21 protein-coding genes are annotated in these 18,316 nt (G+C 37.4%); 13 read left to right on the top strand and 8 right to left on the bottom strand.

What is annotated here, in order from left to right; all coding sequences use genetic code 11:
- Nucleotides 1–17: 17 nt before the first annotated feature.
- Both arsB and J2756_RS10605 read right to left on the bottom strand, forming a co-directional pair.
- The gene (gene arsB / locus J2756_RS10610; protein ID WP_281063398.1) at nt 18–1,094 is read right to left on the bottom strand and encodes an ACR3 family arsenite efflux transporter; all 1,077 of its coding nucleotides are present in this window, start codon (nt 1,092–1,094) and stop codon (nt 18–20) included.
- Between the two features lie 9 nt (nt 1,095–1,103).
- Nucleotides 1,104–1,457 carry an ArsR/SmtB family transcription factor gene (locus J2756_RS10605; protein WP_209585432.1) on the bottom strand — a complete coding sequence of 118 codons (354 nt, stop codon included), beginning with the start codon at nt 1,455–1,457 and terminating at the stop codon, nt 1,104–1,106.
- Between the two features lie 83 nt (nt 1,458–1,540).
- On the opposite strand from J2756_RS10605, the gene J2756_RS10600 reads away from it, so the two are divergent.
- The 6 genes from J2756_RS10600 to J2756_RS10575 all read left to right on the top strand — a co-directional run bounded on the left by J2756_RS10600 (nt 1,541) and on the right by J2756_RS10575 (nt 4,416).
- Nucleotides 1,541–1,960, top strand: a complete 420-nt coding sequence (locus tag J2756_RS10600; protein ID WP_209585431.1) for an arsenate reductase ArsC — start codon at nt 1,541–1,543, stop codon at nt 1,958–1,960.
- Nucleotides 1,961–1,979: 19 nt separating this feature from the next.
- A complete protein-coding gene (locus J2756_RS10595; protein WP_209585430.1) occupies nt 1,980–2,327 on the top strand; it encodes a carboxymuconolactone decarboxylase family protein in 348 nt (115 codons plus the stop codon).
- Nucleotides 2,328–2,459: 132 nt separating this feature from the next.
- Entirely contained in the window at nt 2,460–2,942 is a 483-nt protein-coding gene (locus tag J2756_RS10590) for a DUF2115 domain-containing protein (protein WP_209585429.1), read from the top strand.
- A 352-nt stretch (nt 2,943–3,294) separates the two neighbouring features.
- On the top strand, nt 3,295–3,585 hold the full coding sequence (locus J2756_RS10585; RefSeq protein WP_209585428.1) for an ArsR/SmtB family transcription factor: 291 nt from the start codon (nt 3,295–3,297) through the stop codon (nt 3,583–3,585).
- Nucleotides 3,586–3,614: 29 nt separating this feature from the next.
- Nucleotides 3,615–3,962 carry a hypothetical protein gene (locus J2756_RS10580; protein ID WP_209585427.1) on the top strand — a complete coding sequence of 116 codons (348 nt, stop codon included), beginning with the start codon at nt 3,615–3,617 and terminating at the stop codon, nt 3,960–3,962.
- Nucleotides 3,963–4,065: 103 nt separating this feature from the next.
- On the top strand, nt 4,066–4,416 hold the full coding sequence (locus J2756_RS10575; protein WP_209585426.1) for a DUF6520 family protein: 351 nt from the start codon (nt 4,066–4,068) through the stop codon (nt 4,414–4,416).
- Between the two features lie 285 nt (nt 4,417–4,701).
- Here the strand turns inward: J2756_RS10575 and priS are convergent, their stop codons facing one another.
- Nucleotides 4,702–5,682: a DNA primase catalytic subunit PriS gene (gene priS, locus J2756_RS10570; protein ID WP_209585425.1), complete on the bottom strand. Its 981-nt coding sequence runs from the start codon at nt 5,680–5,682 to the stop codon at nt 4,702–4,704.
- 226 nt (nt 5,683–5,908) lie between these two features.
- Here priS and J2756_RS10565 point away from each other — a divergent pair, with 226 nt between their 5' ends.
- Nucleotides 5,909–7,411, top strand: a complete 1,503-nt coding sequence (locus J2756_RS10565) for a DUF5677 domain-containing protein (RefSeq protein ID WP_209585424.1) — start codon at nt 5,909–5,911, stop codon at nt 7,409–7,411.
- 295 nt (nt 7,412–7,706) lie between these two features.
- Nucleotides 7,707–7,889: a hypothetical protein gene (locus J2756_RS10560; RefSeq protein ID WP_209585423.1), complete on the top strand. Its 183-nt coding sequence runs from the start codon at nt 7,707–7,709 to the stop codon at nt 7,887–7,889.
- A gap of 199 nt (nt 7,890–8,088) precedes the next feature.
- On the opposite strand, the gene J2756_RS10555 is transcribed toward J2756_RS10560, so the two are convergent.
- Both J2756_RS10555 and J2756_RS10550 read right to left on the bottom strand, forming a co-directional pair.
- Entirely contained in the window at nt 8,089–9,144 is a 1,056-nt protein-coding gene (locus J2756_RS10555) for a type I restriction endonuclease (protein ID WP_209585422.1), read from the bottom strand.
- 102 nt (nt 9,145–9,246) lie between these two features.
- Nucleotides 9,247–9,975 carry a potassium channel family protein gene (locus J2756_RS10550; RefSeq protein ID WP_281063397.1) on the bottom strand — a complete coding sequence of 243 codons (729 nt, stop codon included), beginning with the start codon at nt 9,973–9,975 and terminating at the stop codon, nt 9,247–9,249.
- A gap of 325 nt (nt 9,976–10,300) precedes the next feature.
- Here J2756_RS10550 and J2756_RS10545 point away from each other — a divergent pair, with 325 nt between their 5' ends.
- Nucleotides 10,301–10,606 carry a hypothetical protein gene (locus J2756_RS10545; protein ID WP_209585420.1) on the top strand — a complete coding sequence of 102 codons (306 nt, stop codon included), beginning with the start codon at nt 10,301–10,303 and terminating at the stop codon, nt 10,604–10,606.
- A gap of 161 nt (nt 10,607–10,767) precedes the next feature.
- Here the strand turns inward: J2756_RS10545 and J2756_RS10540 are convergent, their stop codons facing one another.
- Nucleotides 10,768–12,147 carry a DNA primase gene (locus J2756_RS10540; RefSeq protein WP_209585419.1) on the bottom strand — a complete coding sequence of 460 codons (1,380 nt, stop codon included), beginning with the start codon at nt 12,145–12,147 and terminating at the stop codon, nt 10,768–10,770.
- Nucleotides 12,148–12,466: 319 nt separating this feature from the next.
- Here J2756_RS10540 and metG point away from each other — a divergent pair, with 319 nt between their 5' ends.
- From metG to J2756_RS10525, 3 genes are read left to right on the top strand one after another with little or no spacing between them, the layout of a single operon-like run.
- Nucleotides 12,467–14,446: a methionine--tRNA ligase gene (metG, locus tag J2756_RS10535; protein ID WP_209585418.1), complete on the top strand. Its 1,980-nt coding sequence runs from the start codon at nt 12,467–12,469 to the stop codon at nt 14,444–14,446.
- Nucleotides 14,443–16,011, top strand: coding sequence for a DUF530 domain-containing protein (locus tag J2756_RS10530; protein WP_209585417.1), 1,569 nt, complete (start codon nt 14,443–14,445; stop codon nt 16,009–16,011). Before metG ends, J2756_RS10530 begins: the two co-directional genes overlap by 4 nt.
- Before the next feature lie 15 nt (nt 16,012–16,026).
- A complete protein-coding gene (locus J2756_RS10525) occupies nt 16,027–16,491 on the top strand; it encodes a helix-turn-helix domain-containing protein (protein ID WP_209585416.1) in 465 nt (154 codons plus the stop codon).
- A gap of 68 nt (nt 16,492–16,559) precedes the next feature.
- Here the strand turns inward: J2756_RS10525 and J2756_RS10520 are convergent, their stop codons facing one another.
- Together J2756_RS10520 and J2756_RS10515 are read right to left on the bottom strand one after the other, a co-directional pair.
- Entirely contained in the window at nt 16,560–17,081 is a 522-nt protein-coding gene (locus J2756_RS10520) for a hypothetical protein (RefSeq protein WP_209585415.1), read from the bottom strand.
- Between the two features lie 12 nt (nt 17,082–17,093).
- Nucleotides 17,094–17,498, bottom strand: a complete 405-nt coding sequence (locus tag J2756_RS10515) for a hypothetical protein (protein ID WP_209585414.1) — start codon at nt 17,496–17,498, stop codon at nt 17,094–17,096.
- A gap of 95 nt (nt 17,499–17,593) precedes the next feature.
- On the opposite strand from J2756_RS10515, the gene J2756_RS10510 reads away from it, so the two are divergent.
- Nucleotides 17,594–18,124 carry a THUMP domain-containing protein gene (locus J2756_RS10510; RefSeq protein WP_209585413.1) on the top strand — a complete coding sequence of 177 codons (531 nt, stop codon included), beginning with the start codon at nt 17,594–17,596 and terminating at the stop codon, nt 18,122–18,124.
- Nucleotides 18,125–18,316: the final 192 nt, after the last annotated feature.

Raw genomic sequence — 18,316 nt, 5'->3', positions numbered from 1 at the left:
TAAACATTGTGCAATGTTTATGTTGTGAAATACCTGTCCTTAAAGATTAATGCCACATTTACGAGGCTTATAAGTACTGGAACTTCTATTAATGGACCAATGACTGCTGCAAATGCGACTCCAGATCCTATTCCAAAAACTGCTACTGCAACAGCTATTGCAAGTTCAAAATTGTTACTTGCCGCTGTAAAAGATATTGTAGTTGTTTTAGAGTAATCCGCTCCGATCCTATGTCCTAAGAAAAAAGTTACAAAAAACATTATTACAAAGTAGAGTAAGAGTGGAATTGCAACACGCACCACGTCCAGAGGTATTTGGACAATAAAGTTACCTTTTAAACTAAACATGACTATAATAGTAAATAATAATGCTATCAGCGTAATAGGGCTGATTTTAGGAATAAATTTATTATTATACCATTCTTCACCTTTTTTTCTTATTAAGACGAATCTTGTGGCCATTCCTGCTAAAAATGGAATTCCCAGGTAAATAAACACGCTTTGAGCTATTTGAGTTATACTAACATTTACAGCGCTCCCCTCTAATCCAAAAAATGGAAGAAGTACGGTAATAAAGATATAGGCATAAACACTATAAAAAAACACTTGAAATACACTGTTGAAGGCTACTAGAGCTGCAGCATATTCTGTATTTCCGCCTGCAAGTTCATTCCATACTATTACCATTGCAATGCAAGGCGCTATTCCTATTAAGATTAAACCGGTCATATATTCTGGAAATCCTCTCAAAAAGACTATCGCTAGTATAAACATTAAAATAGGTGCTACAACCCAATTTTGGAAAATAGCCAAACCTAATATTTTCTTATTTTTAAATACATCCCCTAATTCTTCATATTTTACCTTTGCAAGTGGAGGATACATCATTAAAATCAATCCAATGGCTATGGGTATGCTTGTTGTACCAACCGAAAACATACCAATAACTGATTCCACTCCTGGAATAAGATATCCTATTGAAACTCCCAAAGCCATTGCCAAGAAAATCCATAACGTTAAATATTTATCAAGAAAACTAAGCTTTTTTATACTGCGCATTTGCCCTGTAACTTCATCAGTGACGCTCTTTGACATTTGCATACCTCATTCAGTTTCTAATAAATTTTTTAAAATATCCAGTATATTTGGATTTGATAATTTATAGTGAATCCATACTCCCTCTTTACGCCATTTTACGAGTTCTGCGTTTTTTAAAATATTGAGGTGATGTGATACTGTGGGTTGGGGTTTATCCAGTGCTGAAATTAGTTCACAAACACATAACTCATCATCATTTAATAAATACAATATTTTAAGCCTTGTAGGATCAGCTATTGCTTTTATTATCTCAGAATAACGATGTAATATTTCATCAGAGGGAAGTTCACTTACCTTCTCTTTCAATTTTTCTATTTGTTTATTATCTGGACAATTTTTTCCAGTTTCACATGATTTCATAAAGCATTTTATCTAAATAATTATATTTAAATATTTAGATATACTAATTTATTGACAAGTTCAATGTTTGCAGGTTTTAAAAAATGATTGGAAAAGAAAAAATATTAATTATCTGCACGAACAATTCCAGCAGGTCTCAAATGGCAGAAGGATACTTTAAACATGCTCATGGGGAGTACTATGATGTTCATAGTGCAGGCACAGAACCAACAACTGTTAATCCTTATGCTGTTAAAGTAATGAAGGAATTAGGTATTGATATCTCAGATCACCGTTCTAAAAGCCTTAAGGAATTTGAAGATCAGGAATTTGATCAGGTAATAACAGTTTGTGGGGGAGCCAAAGAAGCATGCCCCTTCTTCCCCGGAGCTAAAAATTATATGCATCCGGGATTCAAGGATCCTGCATGTGTTAATGGGACACAAGAAGAAAAAATGAACGTATTCAGAGAAGTGAGGGACGAAATTATATTTTGGATTGATGAAACATTCAAAAAGAAATGAGTTAAATAGGGGTAAAAAAATGAATTCATTAAAAGAAATTTTGGAAAACAAGAAAATTAATGAAAAACGTCTAGAACAAGAAGCTCCTGACCTTTATAATGGCTTTATGGCTATGGCAAGTCATTATTACAAAGAAGGATCCTTAAGTACAAAATATAAACAATTAATGAGTGTTACAGCAGCTGTAGCTACTAAATGTGTGCCTTGCATGGTTATTTCTGCAAACAATGCCATAAATGCCGGCGCTACACGAGAAGAAGTTATAGAAGCAGCGGCCATAGGCATTAAATTTGGGGGAGCTTCAGCATATACCCTAGTTCGGAACAACCTTTTAAATTGTTTAGATGAAATAGAAAGCATTCACTAAACTTAACTACAATTTATTATTTCAAAGAGAGATATCAACTTAATAATTAATATCTAGCCCTAATGGTGTTGATGAAAACTAGATTAACATGATACCAAAAGATCCAATCGATGAGTTAAATCAAATGAACTGATGCAGATATTGAAAAAAGAAGCATCAAACGTGGGTATAATGGACATAATGAAAGCTTCCACCTTTCTAGGTGAAGATGCCAAATATGTACCTGGAAGTTACAGAAAAGAATACCTCAACTCATACACTGAAGCATTTATCACGAGACTCAAAGTCCTCAAAGATGATAAAAAGGATTATAGTGAGCAAGTGGATTGTGAGAAGCTTCAAGAAGCAGTGAATCTTTTAAACGAGCAAGAGATTCAGGTAGAAGCTGGTGAAGGGTTTGATCCTAATTTTTTTAAGATATATAAAATAATCTCAATCTACACAACCTTTATTTTAGCAGAATCTGTTCATCCATCAGGAACACCATTTCCCGGAGGATTTAAGGTTAAATATGAAAATGGAACTTACCTATGTCCTGTAAAAGAAAATCAGAAAGATAATCCTGGGGCTGTCTGTGGATTTTGCATTGCTGAACAGGACCCAGATTTTCTATAAATACTTAAATTTAACGCTATAGAAGCCCACTTATTCTCATAAAATAAAAAAGTATTTTTAAAAACAAAACTAGGAGTGGCCCATAAAAAAGTGGAAAACTAAAAATTCTCATTTTCAACAAGAAAAATCTAAAACCCTAAAGATCTCTTATCTTACCAACTTTAAACTTCAGAAGTTCAAATCAAACTTGAAAAACGGAGGAGCTATTGTTGATTATAGGATTAACTATAAAAATTAAGTTTTAACGATTTTTGGTAGTTTTTCATAGCATCATTTTCAATTCCTTCTATCCTTATGATGAAGATTGATAAAATGCATATAATGTAAAAATATAATATATCTAGTGATTTTTATGAAGAGGGTTCTTTGGTATTTGATAGCTGGAAGTAGGGGAGGTAAGAATCGGGCTAGAATAATTGAAGCCCTTCATGATAGGCCTTACAATGTTAACCAGCTTTCTCAAGAACTTGATCTTGATTATAAAACTATTCAGCATCATATCAAAGTCTTATCAGATCATGATATTGTTGTTAACTCTGAGGGTGAGAGGAAGTACGGTGAAATGATCTTCTTATCGGATCGTATGGAAGATAACTATCCCTTATTCCTAGAGATCATGAGTAAAATGAGAAAAAATAGATAAATTTATATTTTTAAGTAGAGGTGATAAAAATGGCAGGAGGAAATGGATATCAGGGAGGAAATGGAACAGGAATGGGAGCAATGCATCTTGTAAACTCTCAAATTATAACAATAGACATTATTGTGGGAATTGGGAATATATGCCTTCTACTGGTTTTATTATACCTGTACATAGGAAGTTATCGGGACTTTAAATCTAAATTTACCTTTGGGCTTTTAGCCTTCGCTTTCTTACTTCTGCTGCAGAATATAATTTTTACAGGAGCCCTTATAACGTATCAAAGCTTCAGGGGTCCAGGTATGGGAACCCCAATATTCTTTATAAATATCATACAATTCTTCGCATTATTAATATTAATCTATGTGACATGGGAATAAACTGGTACAAATCTGGGTGAAACCTCGGAAAAAACTCGGAATAATCATTTATATGCTCTAATACAATGTTCTATTCACCCACAGTGATGGAGGTGAAAAGAGCATGAAAAATTTAAAAAAAGCAGCCATAATCAGTGCTATGGTGCTGATTATCAGCATAGTACCAGCATTTGCATTAAACGACACCAACGTAACCAATGGAACACAAGACCAAAATCAGACCCAAAAAACGAATACTGCAGGAACTACTCAGCAGAACTGCCATAAAAACTGTAATGGAGAAAATAATGGCACTTGTGACGGAGATCAGCACAAATATGGTAACAAAAATACTAACGCCGGTGCTAATAACTGCGGCAATTCTGAGGGAGACCAGCACCAATACCAGTATGGTAAAAAAAATAATACAGGTGCTAAAAACTACGGAAAAAATTTAAATTGCCCTAAAAATTAAATAAAAATTTAAATAGGGGAATTAAACCCTATTTAATTATTTTTAAAAACTTTCAGATGGGTTTAGGTAACGTATTGTCAACTCAATGCTTTAAATTAATTTATCCTTATTTTGGAGGAATGTATATAACCCTTTTTCAATTGTCTACCTTTTTAAATATTACTTGATCCCGTTCTCCAATATTTTTTTTAGTTTTAATAAACCATTATTTCAGTTTTGCATGGACAAAAATGTTTAAATTTACATAATATTTCATGTTGAATTTTTAATTTAAAAAAAATTCTTTTAATCATCCCTTTCATAAACGAACTTGGGAACTGCATCCCTGAAGGGATCGAAGGTTTCAACGTTCTTAACCTCGGTGCACTTCATACTCACCATGGAGTGGAGGGATGTTGGCAGCCTTAAAATCCTTTTAAGATCAATTGAAACCTTTGCATCCACAAGGCTCATGTTAAGGGATGCTATGCCCTTCACAACCTTCCTGTACCTCAGAGGGCCTATCTGGTTCTTGAAGAGGCCCCATTTATCATCCTCAAGAAGGTGCCTGTGTTTCAGTACATCCTTTATGAGCTTATCATTCACATCATCAAGCTTTGAATCCTTTTGAAGGTGCATGATTGAATATTTCACCCTGTCTGTGAATACCTGGGGGTATCCGAAGGGTATTGTGAAGTGCTCAAGGTTGTAGGTCATACCGTCTGATCCGTACTCGTTCTGGGGCACATCAGCCCCAACAAGGTACTTCACAACCTGGGCACGCACATCACTGTCCATGGGAGTGACATCTTCATCCAGAACACGCACGTGGTAGCCCCTGCCTGAGTAAACAACGTGAATATCTTTAAGACCCAGATCTCCCTTTAAGGTGTCCAGCAAACCGCAGACAATTTCCTTGGCCTGGTTGAGGCATATCTCACAGACCCCATCGCAGTCGCAGGTCCTAACTGGAATGTCCTTGGCATCCACGTCAAAAACCAGCTCTGCCTTCATCCATCCATCCCTTCTTCTGGGCTTCTCATAGAATGCAACGGAACAGTAGGCTGCAAATGGAGTTTTACCCCTTAAAAAACGTTTCAGATAATTTGTGGTTTGGAATACCTTGTAACGATCGTTAGGCCCCCTTCCGAAATGGTCGAATCCAAATTCACGGTTGTGAATGGATTTAGCTATAAAATCCGGAAGATTTTTAATGTCCCACTCTTCCCTGTAGTATCTTCTACGTTCCTCTGGACTTGCAGGTGTTAAAACTTGAATTTCTATCACTTCTCGAATCTATTGTTAACCTTTTTGAAATTAAAGATTCTATCTAATAGTTCATTAGACTAAATCCTTTTAAACTCATTATCATCAAAAACTTATCTATGATACCCTATTGTATGACCAACTAACTACTTATCCTTATCATAACTCCTGTTTAAACATGGATGATCCCATTGGATAATCCTTTTTTTGTCAAAATAATTAAATATTAGGCTGTCCTAGTTATTTTATGGCTGTTTTCTACGATGGATTGAACAAAGTATTCAAGGGGGTAGCTGACTTTCTGGATTGCTACAGCAGATCTGAAATCCTGCAGAACTACTTCTTTGAAGGATTTGAATCCTTCGCATACTCCAACCTTATAAACAAGTTCTTTTTAGAGGTTAAAGATAGAGATGATCTGGATGAGGTTCTTGGGGACAAAATTGAACTCTTCAGGCTTGAATCAGGGAAGGTTCAGCAGGAAATAAAATTGGGCCTATTTTTCTCTTTAAAGGAAGCTCAGATTCATGAAGATTACTACACAAGCTTCAGGGATGATTTTAAGGCAGAGTTTCCAGGGCTCGCTGAAACCATGGAAATGGTTGAGGCAGGGGTTGATAAAAACCATCTGAAACGCTACCTCCATCAAAAAAGAAGGGAGATAAAGAACACTGGTAAACTGGACCACAACTTTGACCTTTTCATGCTAACCACAGCTCTCGAAGCCTACGCTCTGGAGGGCATGGGCACGCCCCATGAGATGGCTGAGAACATCACAGGGATCATGGAAATAGTGTCCATGAAGGACGTTGTTGAATCCTCTGAAGATCTTTTCAAATCAATGGAAAGAAGAAGCAGAACAATCATAAGGGATCAGAGAAGAATTCAGGAAACATTTGAGGATTCTCTTTACAAACGATGGAGGGAACCACTGGATCTCCTTGAATCTTTAATCAGGATATCAATGGAAGCTGGAGAAGTCCATGCCAACAAGATCCTATCCTGTGAGGAAAATAAAAGCCCGAAGAATGATGCAATAATAAGGATACATGCCAGATCCCTTCAGATAGCCAGTGAAGTACTGGTTCTGCTTAAATCTGGTTATGCAGATGGTGCAAATGCACGGTGGAGAAGTCTGCATGAACTGGCTGTAACAGCATTCTTCCTCTTTGAAAATGATGAGAAAGTTTCAAAGCGGTACATGGACTACGTTGCTATTGAGAAATTCAAAGAAGCCAGGGAATACAAGAATCAATGCGAAAAACTGGGTTATCCTCCATTAGATGAGCAAAAATTTGAAAAACTCAAAATGGAAAAGGAAAGACTCTGCGAACTATACGATGACAACTTTCACTGGAGCTACGGCTGGATACCCAGTGATATCCTTCCAAAGCGAAGCTTCAAGGATCTGGAGGAGTACGTTAACCTCAACACACTTCGTCCCTTCTACAAGTTCTCATCAGCATCCATACATGGCAGTCCAAGGGGACTCTACCGCCTGGGCCTCATGGATGATTACCAGGAGAAGGTTCTCCTCTGCGGAACAAGCGATTACGGACTTGCAGATCCCCTGGAAACCACGGCGATATCCCTCTTCTACGCCACGCTCTGCCTCCTGAACCTGGAACCTGACTACGAAAGCATATTTCAGCTGCAGCTTATGAAAAGCTTTGTTGATAGGATTAGGCCCCTTGCAGTTGAAATTCAGAGGGAGCTTGAGAATATGAGTCATTATAAGCCTTGGATTTGAGTGGGTTGGATTCAATTTTCTTAAATCTAAAGAATTAATATAAAATCTATGAATTTTTTTAAAAAAGTTTCACTTTCTATATAAAGCCATTTCTGGACTTGAAAATAGCATATCTGATTAGGAGTTTTAGTTATCTATGCTTGTGGCAAATTGTAAGATTACTTAAAACAATAATATAACCTGTACAACAACTATAAGTATTTATTAATTTGTTTTCCTAAAAGGATATGAAAAATTAACAGATCATGGATATAAGGATTCAGGTTAAATTTGAGGATTAAAGGAGGAGATTTTAATGGATGTAGAAATGATAAGTGCTGAATCAAAACTCATGTTCACCCAACAGTTGAATACATATCTGAAGGAGGCATGGACTCCTAAATGGGAAACTTACTGTGTATCCTGTTCCATAGCTCATGATCCTCATGGAAAACAGTTAGAAAAAACAGTTTACAGTATGTTGCTGGTGAGGGATTAGTCCAACGTGTGTTATTTCTGTATTTTCTCTTTTTTTACCCAACTAAACTTGGAAACTGATTATTATATTCCAGCTGCAGCTTATGAAAAGCTTTGTTGATGGGTTGGGTCCCTTGCAGTTGAAATTCAGGGGGGATGGAAACTCCCCCATGAAAAGCTCAAGATTTTTATTGGAGATGTTTTTTTCTAAAAGCCCCTTGTTAAGCTTCATATTTTTGTATTGTAGTTTTCAACCTATCTGAGTAATCATAGATATTTTTAACACTTTCAATAGGTATTTTCTCTTCGTGTTCATTATCAAAGAGGCTTATATATTTTTGACTAGTGTTAAAATGCAATCTACAAATTGGTTTACGATTGTTGTCATCAAATAATATTCCACAATAACTAATTTTATCCCTAATGTAGATTTTATCTATGTCAATATCTTCGTGAAGAATTGTTTTTATGATATAGTAACCTTCCCACTCTTCTTCTGTTGTAATTATTCTATTGTGCTCGATGAGTATTTCTTGGGTTCCTTCGTCTTTTTTATCATCTGAAGCTACATCTAATGCTGATTTCAATCTTGCATTAACTTGTTCTTTAATAAATTGATTAAAGGCTGTTTTAGTGATTTCTGTGAATTTTATGCGAATTCTTTCAGTTATTGGTCCTGGATAAACTTGTCTAGCGAAAAATTTTACAAAATCATCAGAAGGATCTGAGATCTCTTTTTCCATTATCTTTTTCATTTCACCAAGATACTTCAATTCACTTGCACTGGTTAAAATTTCATCCAAGTCAAATGAAGACTTTGTGAATTTTTCAAGTTCTTTAACATGGGTATCTTTAAGATTAGATAAATCTAATTCAAGGAATGGTTTTTTATCCATTTTATTGGGTTCATCAATATCAGTGAAAAATCTGTAAATAATACCATTAGTTAAAACTCCAAAGCGTGCTTTTGTAAATGCAAAATATCTATATAACTGAGCTGCATGTGTTTTATCTAAATCATAACCGCAGCTTTTACATTCCATCAAAATAATAGGTTCCTCATCCATCATTACAGCGTAATCAACTTTTTCACCTTTTTTAGTCCCAACATCTGCAGTAAATTCAGGAACAACCTCTGCAGGATCAAATATATCATATCCTAACGCCTTTAAGAAAGGCAATATGAACGCTGTTTTGGTGGCTTCTTCTGTTTTTATATTATCCTTTTTGTTTTCAATTTTTTCTGAAACTTTTTTTAATTCATCATTTAATTCCATTCAATCGCTTCCTACTTAATTTGGGTATAATAATACAATAAATTCTCAAATTTTCTATTAAATAAAAAAATTTTTATTTAACATTCTAAAAAATTAATTATTTTATTTACTTTTCTTAATCACCTCTTTTAGGTCTATGATTTCGGATTGTAAGTCTTCAATGGATTTTTTTAAGTCTTCTACTTCTATTTTTTCTTCATTTTCAGATATTTCTAGAAAATGGGATGCTATTGCTGCAGCTAGTATTCCAAAGAATAAAAGACCAATCATGACAAGAACAATTCCAATTATTCTACCTTCAATAGTTTGAGGGACAATATTAGATGATCCGGCGGTTAATATGGTGGGCATAACATAAAAAAAGGAATCCCACAAACTATGAATTTTATTATTGGTTCCATGTTCAAAAATAAAGAAGAAAATTGTTCCAGAAATAATGGCCAGTATTATTATACCTAAACTTAGATCCAGTTTTGTTTCTTTTAAAAATTTAAAAAAGTTTTTTGAACTTTTATTTAGCAGTGCCCCTAACCTTATCAGTTGAACCACTCTTAAAACTCGGACTAACCTTACAAATCTGAATGCCCTAAGTGCAAGAAATTCTAATGGTATCATTGCAATTATATCCGGCCAATTCTTTTTAATAAAAGACTTTTTATCATCTGCAGCACGGAAGCGAACAATAAATTCACAAAATAAAATAAAACAAAGGGTAGTATCAAAAATAATTATGTCTTGTAGGAGGCTAGCACTTACTTTTGAGAAATCAGAGATAGTAATCAATACAAGATCTGCAACAATCAAAGCTGCCATTAAAATGTTGTATATCATCTCAAATTTGGAATATGATTCTATCCCATCAGTAATATAACCCCCTCCATAAAATAATATTGCAAATCTTCTTTTATAGTTTTCGAAAATATTTTTTCAGGGGATTGAGCATATTTAATGTGCTATTTTTTTTTGGAATTGTAGAAATATGTACAATTTAAATTAAAATTTTCCCTTTTCATGTAATGCAATAATTCCTTTTAAGAATTATAAAACCTGAAACTCACCCAAAACCCAGACCACATATTAAAGTTACCTACACACAGATTAATATACTAAGTCATCTCAAATAGATTCCTAAGAAAAAAAGTATGGTGATTCGTGAATGGGAAGAGTAATTAATCTTAAAAGACAGGAACAGTTAAAAAAAGTGAAAAGAGTTCTCAATCCAAAAAGAAAACTTAAAATAAAGAACCGCAGTTCATATTTAAAAGTTGGAGATACATTGAAGATTCAAAATCCCTCTCATGCCCGGGGATACTATAAAATAAGCTCCTTGACAGGCGGAGTCATATACTTAGAGGATAACCCCTTCTTAAGAGTTAAATTCCACATGGAAGAGCTTTATGGAAAAATTTTACTTTTTAAAAAAATGTACAGGCAATTTTCCAAGAAAAGGAGCTATCGTTAATTTGATCCTTCCTAAAAAAGGGTCAGAATTCATGGCTTCATGAACCTGTACCTTTTAGGAGAGACCAAATTTCTCAAATTTATTTTTATTTTGAGGTAAATAGTTTAATATTAAGTCAGGTTATCCTAATTTTATCCTAATTTTATTCTAACTTTATCCCCTCAACCCTTAGAAGGAGCTTCCCCAGCTCCATCACCCTTTCCATCATCACCCTTTCCATTATCTCCCTCTTCACCAGCTCCACCCTTCTTAATCTCCCTCTTCACCCTGTTGTAATAAGAGAGGGGATTCCCAATTGTTTTACAGGTTTTATCAGGCTTGCATAGGCTTGGAAGGTGTATCTTAACTTTTTCACAGCTCATGGGTGTGTACCAGAGTGTTTCTCCCTCATTTTTAATCTCGATTGTATCGTGCATTCCAAAGCCCATCTTGGCGTTGATGTTCACCTTCTCCTGGGGCTGGTCCTCGAAGAGGGGCGGGCTGCACCGCTCTGCAGCTCCGAATATCATGGGGAGGATCTCGTTTTGAACAGCGTTCAGGTTGGGGTCAACATCTGAAACCCTCTTGGTTACGTTCTCTGCAAAAACCCCAGGGTAAAGCCGGGCATAGGATATGAAGGGGGTTAAAAAGAGGATTATTGCATCGTTCCTTCCACCGGACCTCATGCCCTCAAGCACCTTCTTAACACATGGAGGAAATGCCTTAGGAGCGAGGGGTGAAGCTTTAGCACCAACTCCGCCAGCACCACCACCGTAGCCGTAGGTCTGCACAGATTCAGACAGTACCCTGGACACCTTCTCTGCAACCTCAAGAAGCATGGGGTTGGGTTCTATTTCACGTTGTGCCTTTTCATAGACAGCATTCATGTAATCCTCAGTTTTCTGCATGACCATCTTTATGGTGATTAGCTCCTTGATCTTCTCACCTATGAGGAGTTCGTACATCTTCTCAGGGTCACGGTGATTGATCCTATCACTGAAGCGTTCCAGAAACTCCTCCCTGTCCAGGATGATCTGGCCCTTATCAAGGATGAGGTCCTGGAGTTTGAGCTTCTTTGAGCTTAGAAGATCCTCGAAGAAGGTCCATTTAATGGTGGCCTGGGTGAGGAGGCTGTTGAGTATGGTGTTCACAACCTCCCCCCTTTCAGCCTTTGAAAGTTTTCCCAGGCGGTTTTCAATGATCTTACCCTGGGATTCAACCATAACCCTACTTTCCCTTGAGTTAGGCCCGTACCTGATTCCAATGGCCTGGCAGAGTATGTAGAATGAGATCACATCGAACCTGGTGATGCCCTCGTTGAAGAGGAAGTTGTAAACCTTGTAATCATGATCTTTGTTGTTACGGGTCACGTACCATTCAATTCTTTTAATGGCCAGATCCACGTGGTTAACAGGTATGTCTGATATTTCCTGTGACTGGCTTCTGGTTATTACCTCAATTAAATCTGCATTTTGGTCATATATTTCATCGAGGGATCCCATCTCCCGTACTATCTGTTTACCATCCTCAGAGAGTGGGTTTATAAATGCTGCTGAAACCATGGTAATCCTTTGGACTTTATGGATAAAATAGTTAAAGTTTTATGATCAGAATATTCCTTTTATAACCTAATTAATTTAGATGAACCCAGTAATCCAGATGATGCTTTTTTTTGATCCAGATAACTCCCTAATTTTCATGGTGTTTATTTTATATATGGAATACTACAAAACTATTTAGTGTCTGTATCACAATACATCCATGATAACCCCGCATGAAACGGGTTTTAACTTCAAATTTTCACTTTAAAAGGATTATAATTGTGAATAAGTCTTTTAAAACTAATTAAATTTTCAATCTTTACTGTAAGGAGGAATAGATTTGAGCAAGGTATTTATAACGTGTGCACTGCCCTATGCAAACGGTCCATGCCACCTTGGGCATTTAAGATCAACTTACATACCTGCAGATATATACGCACGCTACAACAGGATGAAAGGCAGGGATGTTCTCATGGTATGTGCAACCGATGAACATGGAACACCCATAGCAGTCCGAGCAGAACAAGAAGGTGTACCGCCTAAGGAAATAGCAGGCAGGTACCATGACATGATAAAGCATGATCTTGAATCCTGCAACATATCACTGGACAGCTTCACCAGAACAACGGACCCCACCCACTACGAGATATCACAGAACTTCTTCTTAAAACTCTACGAAAAGGGATACATCTATGAACAGGTAATAAAACAGCCCTACTGTGAAAAATGTAACAGATTCTTACCTGACAGGTACGTTGAAGGAACATGCCCACACTGCGGTGCTGAAGGAGCAAGAGGAGATCACTGCGAAGCATGCGGAAGACATTTAGAACCAATACAGCTTGTTGAACCAGCATGCCTCATCTGCAACTCAAAACCCGAGATAAGGGAGTCCAAGCAGTACTTCTTCAAGCTCAGCCACTTCCAGGAAGACCTCCAGGAATGGATGGAAAACAACCATGAACTTCCACCAAACGTTAAAAACTACGCACTCCAGTGGTTAAAAGAGGGATTAAAAGACTGGATACTCACAAGGGACATGGAATGGGGAATTCCAGTACCCCTTGATGATGCAGAGGGCAAGATCATCTACGTATGGGGAGAAGCCTTCCTTGGTTACATATCCTCAGCGTCCCAGTGGTCAAAACGTGAAAACAAACCATGGGAAGACTACTGGAATGACAGGGCAATTCACTTCATAGGTAAGGACATAATCTACCACCACTCAATATTCTGGCCAGCCCTCTTAATGGCCTACGGATGCAAACTTCCATCAACAATAATAGCAGGGGAGTACCTATCCCTTGAAGGCAGGAAAATGTCAACCAGTAAAAACTGGGTTATATGGGCCGAGGACTTTCTTAAAACCTTCGATGCAGATCTTCTGAGGTACTACCTCATTGCAAACGCACCCCTGACAAGGGACACTGACTTCTCGTGGGACGACTTCCAGAGAAGGGTCAACGATGAACTTGCAGACGTACTTGGAAACTTCCTCCACAGGACCTTCACCTTCACCCACAAGTTCTTCGATGGGAAGATACCAGAACCCTCAAAGTTCGATGAAAACGATGAAGAATTTGAAAAACGCATAAAAGAACTTCCAGCCACTGTCTCTGATCACATAGAAAAATTCAAGTTCAGGGAAGGACTCATTGAAATAATAAGACTGGCTAAATTTGCCAACAAATACTTCAACGACAAAGAACCATGGAAAGCTGTGAAAACAAGTAAAGATGAGGCAGCAAACTGTCTTTACCTCTGCAACCAGCTTACCAAAACCCTTGCAGTTTTACTCGTGCCCTACATCCCAGAAAAAACAGGGGAAATATTCAAGGTACTGGGCATAGATGGTGAAATCACATGGAAGGATGCAACTGTATCCCTTCCTGCAGGTATGGAAATAGGAAAGGCAAAACCAATATTCAAGAAGATAGATGATGAAATTATTGAAAAAGAGAAGAATAAGCTTTACGAAAGTTTAGAGGATGTGGAAACAATGAAGGACATAATTACAATAGATGACTTTGCAAAGGTGGATCTCAGGGTTGGAAAGATTATAGGCGCAGAAAGTGTCAAGGGTTCAAAAAATCTCCTGAAACTCATTGTGGACATAGGTTCTAAAAAGATACAGGTTGTTGCAGGTGTTGCAAAGAAATACTCCCCTGAAGAAGTTTTAAACAGGAAGGTCATTGTAGTGGTGAACCTGGAACCTGCAAAACTATTTGGAATAAAATCTGAGGGCATGATACTTGCAACAGATGACAATATGAGTCTCCTAACTGCTGAAGGCGCTGATATTGGTGAACAAATAAAATGAACGAATCAGTACTCATAGCAAAGGCTGAACGATTCCTGGATAACATAAAACATAACAGGATCATCGCCGAGGAAATCTCCGACTTTGAGACATTCCGGGACACCTACAATTATCTACAGGATAATCTGGATGAACTTCAAGATCTTCGGGACACCATGGAGATCAAGGGGTACAAAGCCCCTTACAGATCCCTTATTCGTTACGGTGGAACTCATTCAACTGAGATGAAGGCAGAAGACATGTACGATGTAGGCCGTCACACCCAGTACTTCAGAATGAGGGCAGCTGCTAAAAAAAACATACTGGACAGGGTTAAATCATCCATAGCTTCCCATAAAATAGCAATAGGGCACTTGGAGGAATACGCAGTTTTAACCTGCAGCTCCTGCAGCAAAAAGTTCAAGGGACATGAAATATCCCTCATGAGGGAAAGATGTGAATGCGGGTCCAAGGATTTTAACTTTAACATCAATGATAATGGGGTTTACAGGTTAAACATCATTAAATATCTGCCATTATCCGGGGAGTACATGCTTAGAATGTCTGATCTTTCCCCAATGGGAAGGGAAGCCTTCAGAAACATAGTTCGTATCATAAAACACGAGAAAAGGGGCATAGTTAAAACCCTATCCCTGGTTGTGAAGGTTTTTGAGGATGGAAAATGGGTTAGAAAAAGGGTTAACATAGATGCCAAGGATGAGATGAACTACGAACGTGAAATAAGGAAGAAGTATGGTTCAAATGCCCGTATAGAATTCATGCAGATTCACAGAAAAAAACCTGCAATCATAAATGATAAGCACGTTCAAACAGCCCTTTCAATTGCATATGTTAAAATTGCAGAACACAACGCCCGTAAAATATTTGATGAAGTACTGAACGGTTTAATATCCAACCGTGAAAAGCTGGACAGATACTACGAAGCATTTGATGAGAGTGAAAAACGTGCCCATAGAATAGCTGAGGATGTGGGGGATGTTGAAGATCTCAGGGACGAGTTCCTTCACCAGATCCTTAAAAAAGAAAATCTGAACTCTGAAAATGGATCCTTAGATGAGGAGCTTCAAGGAGATATTGAAACCCATAACTGTCTTGAACAGAAGCTTTTCGTGGAAATGCCCAAGATACTGATTCTCTGGGACATCATAAGGTACTACCTTTTAACCTCCTACGACAGGCGAAGCAAATATTCAGGTCCATTTCCGAACCTCAGACCAAGTCTTGACACCAACCAGATGAAGGCCTTTGAGGATTTCGATAAATTCACGGTTGATATCCTGGGGAGATGCATCAAAGAGAATATCTGTTACATCCCAAACATCAAATCAGTGGTTTCAAGGAAGTTTGAAATAGAAAACAAGATGAAGGGTCTCCACGTACAGATGAACACTCCAGCTTCTGGAGCTGCAATTCTCCACACCCATGGAAAACTATCAATTGAAGATGCTGCAAGTGTCTTTTCAGTTGAACCTGCAGATGTTAAGGGAGAAGTGGAGAAATTTAAAACCTTTGGAAAACCCCAAACCACGAAGGCTAAAAAATTCCTTGAAATGGTAAAAAAATAGTTTCAGGTGTTATTATTGGCTAAAGAAGTTCATGTTTCCCAGCTGCTTTCCTCAAGGAAGATAATGGAATTACTGGATAAACATCCAGATCTGGAAAGGATAAAATGTCCCAGAAGCATATGCCTTCGAACATCAAAGAAATACCTCGACGCCTTTTCAGAACTTGGAATTGAAGTTGAACCCGTTGAAACAATGGGCAGGCCAAAAAAATATAAAAAGGAACCTGAATTAATACAAAAACTACTTGATGATGGTAAAAGTCCTGATGAAGTTGCAGAAGAACTTAATATTCCAGTTAAAACTGTTTATTATCTTAAATCTTCTAAATTCAGAAGGGGAAGAAGATCCAAATATTCTCCCGAGGTTCGTGGTGAAATTAAAAAGCTCCATGAAGAGGGTGCTCCAGTTAAGGAAATATCTCAAAAACTCCAAATCCCCCTGAGAACTGTTTATTACATTTTAAAGCAGGTATCTCCCTGAACCAGGTATCTCCCTGAAATACTTTTTTTATACTTCTTCTCTTTCCCTCAAAAACACTGCCACTTCAATCACACCCAAGCCACATCACACGTTGTGAAAACGTACCTTGGAGAGAATGCAGGATTGAAAACTTTGTTGGTTAAATTCTCGGTTTTGAAGCTCTGGGAGATGCTCATCCGCACATGGTAGTTTATCCTGTCTCCCAAACAGTTCCTGTCAGCAGGGTTTTTGACTGAGGGTGCTGAAGCATGGACCTTGATCTGGATCTTCTCCTTCCTGTAGGTGGGACTTAAACCCTGATTTTTGTATTCTATACTGATTATCCTCACAGTTGCGGGTTTTGTTAATGTGTTATGGGTTGATGTGTAGTTTTGAAATGTTTCTTCGGGGTAGAGTGCAAATGAATTCATATTTGCCCCTTCAATGGCACCGCTTCTTGCAGAGGCCAGGGCTGTGTTGAGTTCACTTTGGCATCCTGCTTGTGATAAAAAAAGCAGTGAGACAAGGAATATCACACCCATGGTCATGATGTATTCAATTGGAAGTTGACCCTTTGAATCCAGTTTCCCACATGAAAACTTCAGTTCCATAAACCTCCCCTTCTAAACCTCTCTTATGACTATTTCACTGTAATTCTCACTTTTCTGGACGTTTGAAATGTTGTAGGTTCTTTGTGGGTGCATTTCGAATTCATTTCCTGAAATGGCCTTTGGAACCATACATGCCTTCCCACGGAGCCCACCCACATCTATGAAGGCAGCTGAAGATCGTAGGGTAATACTATAAGTTTTACCGTTGATTGAGGGGGGAAGACTTATAACTGTGGAGTGGCCGTTTCCACCATTATAAACACTGTCAACAGTTTCAGCAACATTTTCAACCATCATCCTTGCATTTCCAAGTTCTTTTGCATCATCAACACCTCCCATTCTATCTTCTACGAGTGCAGCCATGCTAGTTATCGTCAATAGAATCAGCAGTGTTGAAAGTAGAAGATCCACACTCATTGAACCTCCACATCCAATAATACTAGAAACACAATTCATAATATTAATATAGTATTAATTACTATTATATTAGTACGAAGATGGGGGTGATTTGAATGTGCACGAACGAAAATTTCGATATGCTGGTTATGTTACACTACCATGATCCTGAGGACTTGGAAAATATACTCCTGAAAATTAGGGAGATGGAGACTGCAATGAAGAAAAAAAGACCTGAGTTTTATATAAAGGAATGTGAGGTTCTGAAGGTTCTCTTAGTGGAATCAAACCTTGATTCTGAATATCTTGCCCTTAAATTAAGGGAAAATCATGGTGAAACAGTCTCTTACGCTGTTCATATAGATGATGTTGTAAGGACAAGAATTGAATGCATCCTACAGAAGGTTGTGGAACTTGCAGATGATAAAATTGGTAAGGGAAATTCTTTCAGAGTAATATCTAATTTAATGAGCACAAATATAAAATCCAGTGAAGAATTGAACGCTGCAGTTTCAAAGGAGATAAAAAATAAGTTAAATTTAAGATGTGATGAGGAAAATCCGGACTGGGTTGTTCAGCTTGAAGTGGTTGGTGAAAATACAGGAATAATTATTTTCAACCCAAAGAATCTACTGAAAAATATTTAAACAGATTAAAAATGGTTTGGACAAGGGGTTTAAAATTTATACAAGTTTCTCCATAATAATATACAATGATTTAGGGAAGTTAAGGGGTTAATTCAGGAAACTGGAATGAAAAGAAAATCTGTTAACCCCACTCCCTACTTATGAACGTTTCTCTATGGAGGTGAAACCATTAAACCCACAGAAAGATTTAAC

Source organism: Methanobacterium aggregans (assembly GCF_017874455.1).
In the GTDB taxonomy this organism is placed as follows: Archaea; Methanobacteriota; Methanobacteria; order Methanobacteriales; family Methanobacteriaceae; genus Methanobacterium_C; species Methanobacterium_C aggregans.
The sequence above is the reverse complement of the archived record's forward strand: the minus strand, read 5'-3'. Positions and strand labels throughout refer to the sequence as shown.

Excerpts from the sequence above, each read along its gene's own strand:
- J2756_RS10560 (WP_209585423.1), top strand. The coding sequence starts at position 7,707 with ATGGATGTAGAAATGATAAGTGCTGAATCAAAACTCATGTTCACCCAA.
- J2756_RS10545 (WP_209585420.1), top strand. The coding sequence starts at position 10,301 with ATGGGAAGAGTAATTAATCTTAAAAGACAGGAACAGTTAAAAAAAGTG.
- J2756_RS10590 (WP_209585429.1), top strand. The coding sequence starts at position 2,460 with ATGCAGATATTGAAAAAAGAAGCATCAAACGTGGGTATAATGGACATA.
- J2756_RS10515 (WP_209585414.1), bottom strand. The coding sequence starts at position 17,498 with ATGAGTGTGGATCTTCTACTTTCAACACTGCTGATTCTATTGACGATA.
- J2756_RS10520 (WP_209585415.1), bottom strand. The coding sequence starts at position 17,081 with ATGGAACTGAAGTTTTCATGTGGGAAACTGGATTCAAAGGGTCAACTT.
- J2756_RS10595 (WP_209585430.1), top strand. The coding sequence starts at position 1,980 with ATGAATTCATTAAAAGAAATTTTGGAAAACAAGAAAATTAATGAAAAA.
- J2756_RS10540 (WP_209585419.1), bottom strand. The coding sequence starts at position 12,147 with ATGGTTTCAGCAGCATTTATAAACCCACTCTCTGAGGATGGTAAACAG.
- J2756_RS10510 (WP_209585413.1), top strand. The coding sequence starts at position 17,594 with ATGTGCACGAACGAAAATTTCGATATGCTGGTTATGTTACACTACCAT.
- J2756_RS10600 (WP_209585431.1), top strand. The coding sequence starts at position 1,541 with ATGATTGGAAAAGAAAAAATATTAATTATCTGCACGAACAATTCCAGC.
- J2756_RS10585 (WP_209585428.1), top strand. The coding sequence starts at position 3,295 with ATGAAGAGGGTTCTTTGGTATTTGATAGCTGGAAGTAGGGGAGGTAAG.
- J2756_RS10605 (WP_209585432.1), bottom strand. The coding sequence starts at position 1,457 with ATGAAATCATGTGAAACTGGAAAAAATTGTCCAGATAATAAACAAATA.
- J2756_RS10530 (WP_209585417.1), top strand. The coding sequence starts at position 14,443 with ATGAACGAATCAGTACTCATAGCAAAGGCTGAACGATTCCTGGATAAC.
- J2756_RS10575 (WP_209585426.1), top strand. The coding sequence starts at position 4,066 with ATGAAAAATTTAAAAAAAGCAGCCATAATCAGTGCTATGGTGCTGATT.
- J2756_RS10565 (WP_209585424.1), top strand. The coding sequence starts at position 5,909 with ATGGCTGTTTTCTACGATGGATTGAACAAAGTATTCAAGGGGGTAGCT.
- J2756_RS10550 (WP_281063397.1), bottom strand. The coding sequence starts at position 9,975 with ATGATATACAACATTTTAATGGCAGCTTTGATTGTTGCAGATCTTGTA.
- arsB (WP_281063398.1), bottom strand. The coding sequence starts at position 1,094 with ATGTCAAAGAGCGTCACTGATGAAGTTACAGGGCAAATGCGCAGTATA.
- J2756_RS10580 (WP_209585427.1), top strand. The coding sequence starts at position 3,615 with ATGGCAGGAGGAAATGGATATCAGGGAGGAAATGGAACAGGAATGGGA.
- J2756_RS10555 (WP_209585422.1), bottom strand. The coding sequence starts at position 9,144 with ATGGAATTAAATGATGAATTAAAAAAAGTTTCAGAAAAAATTGAAAAC.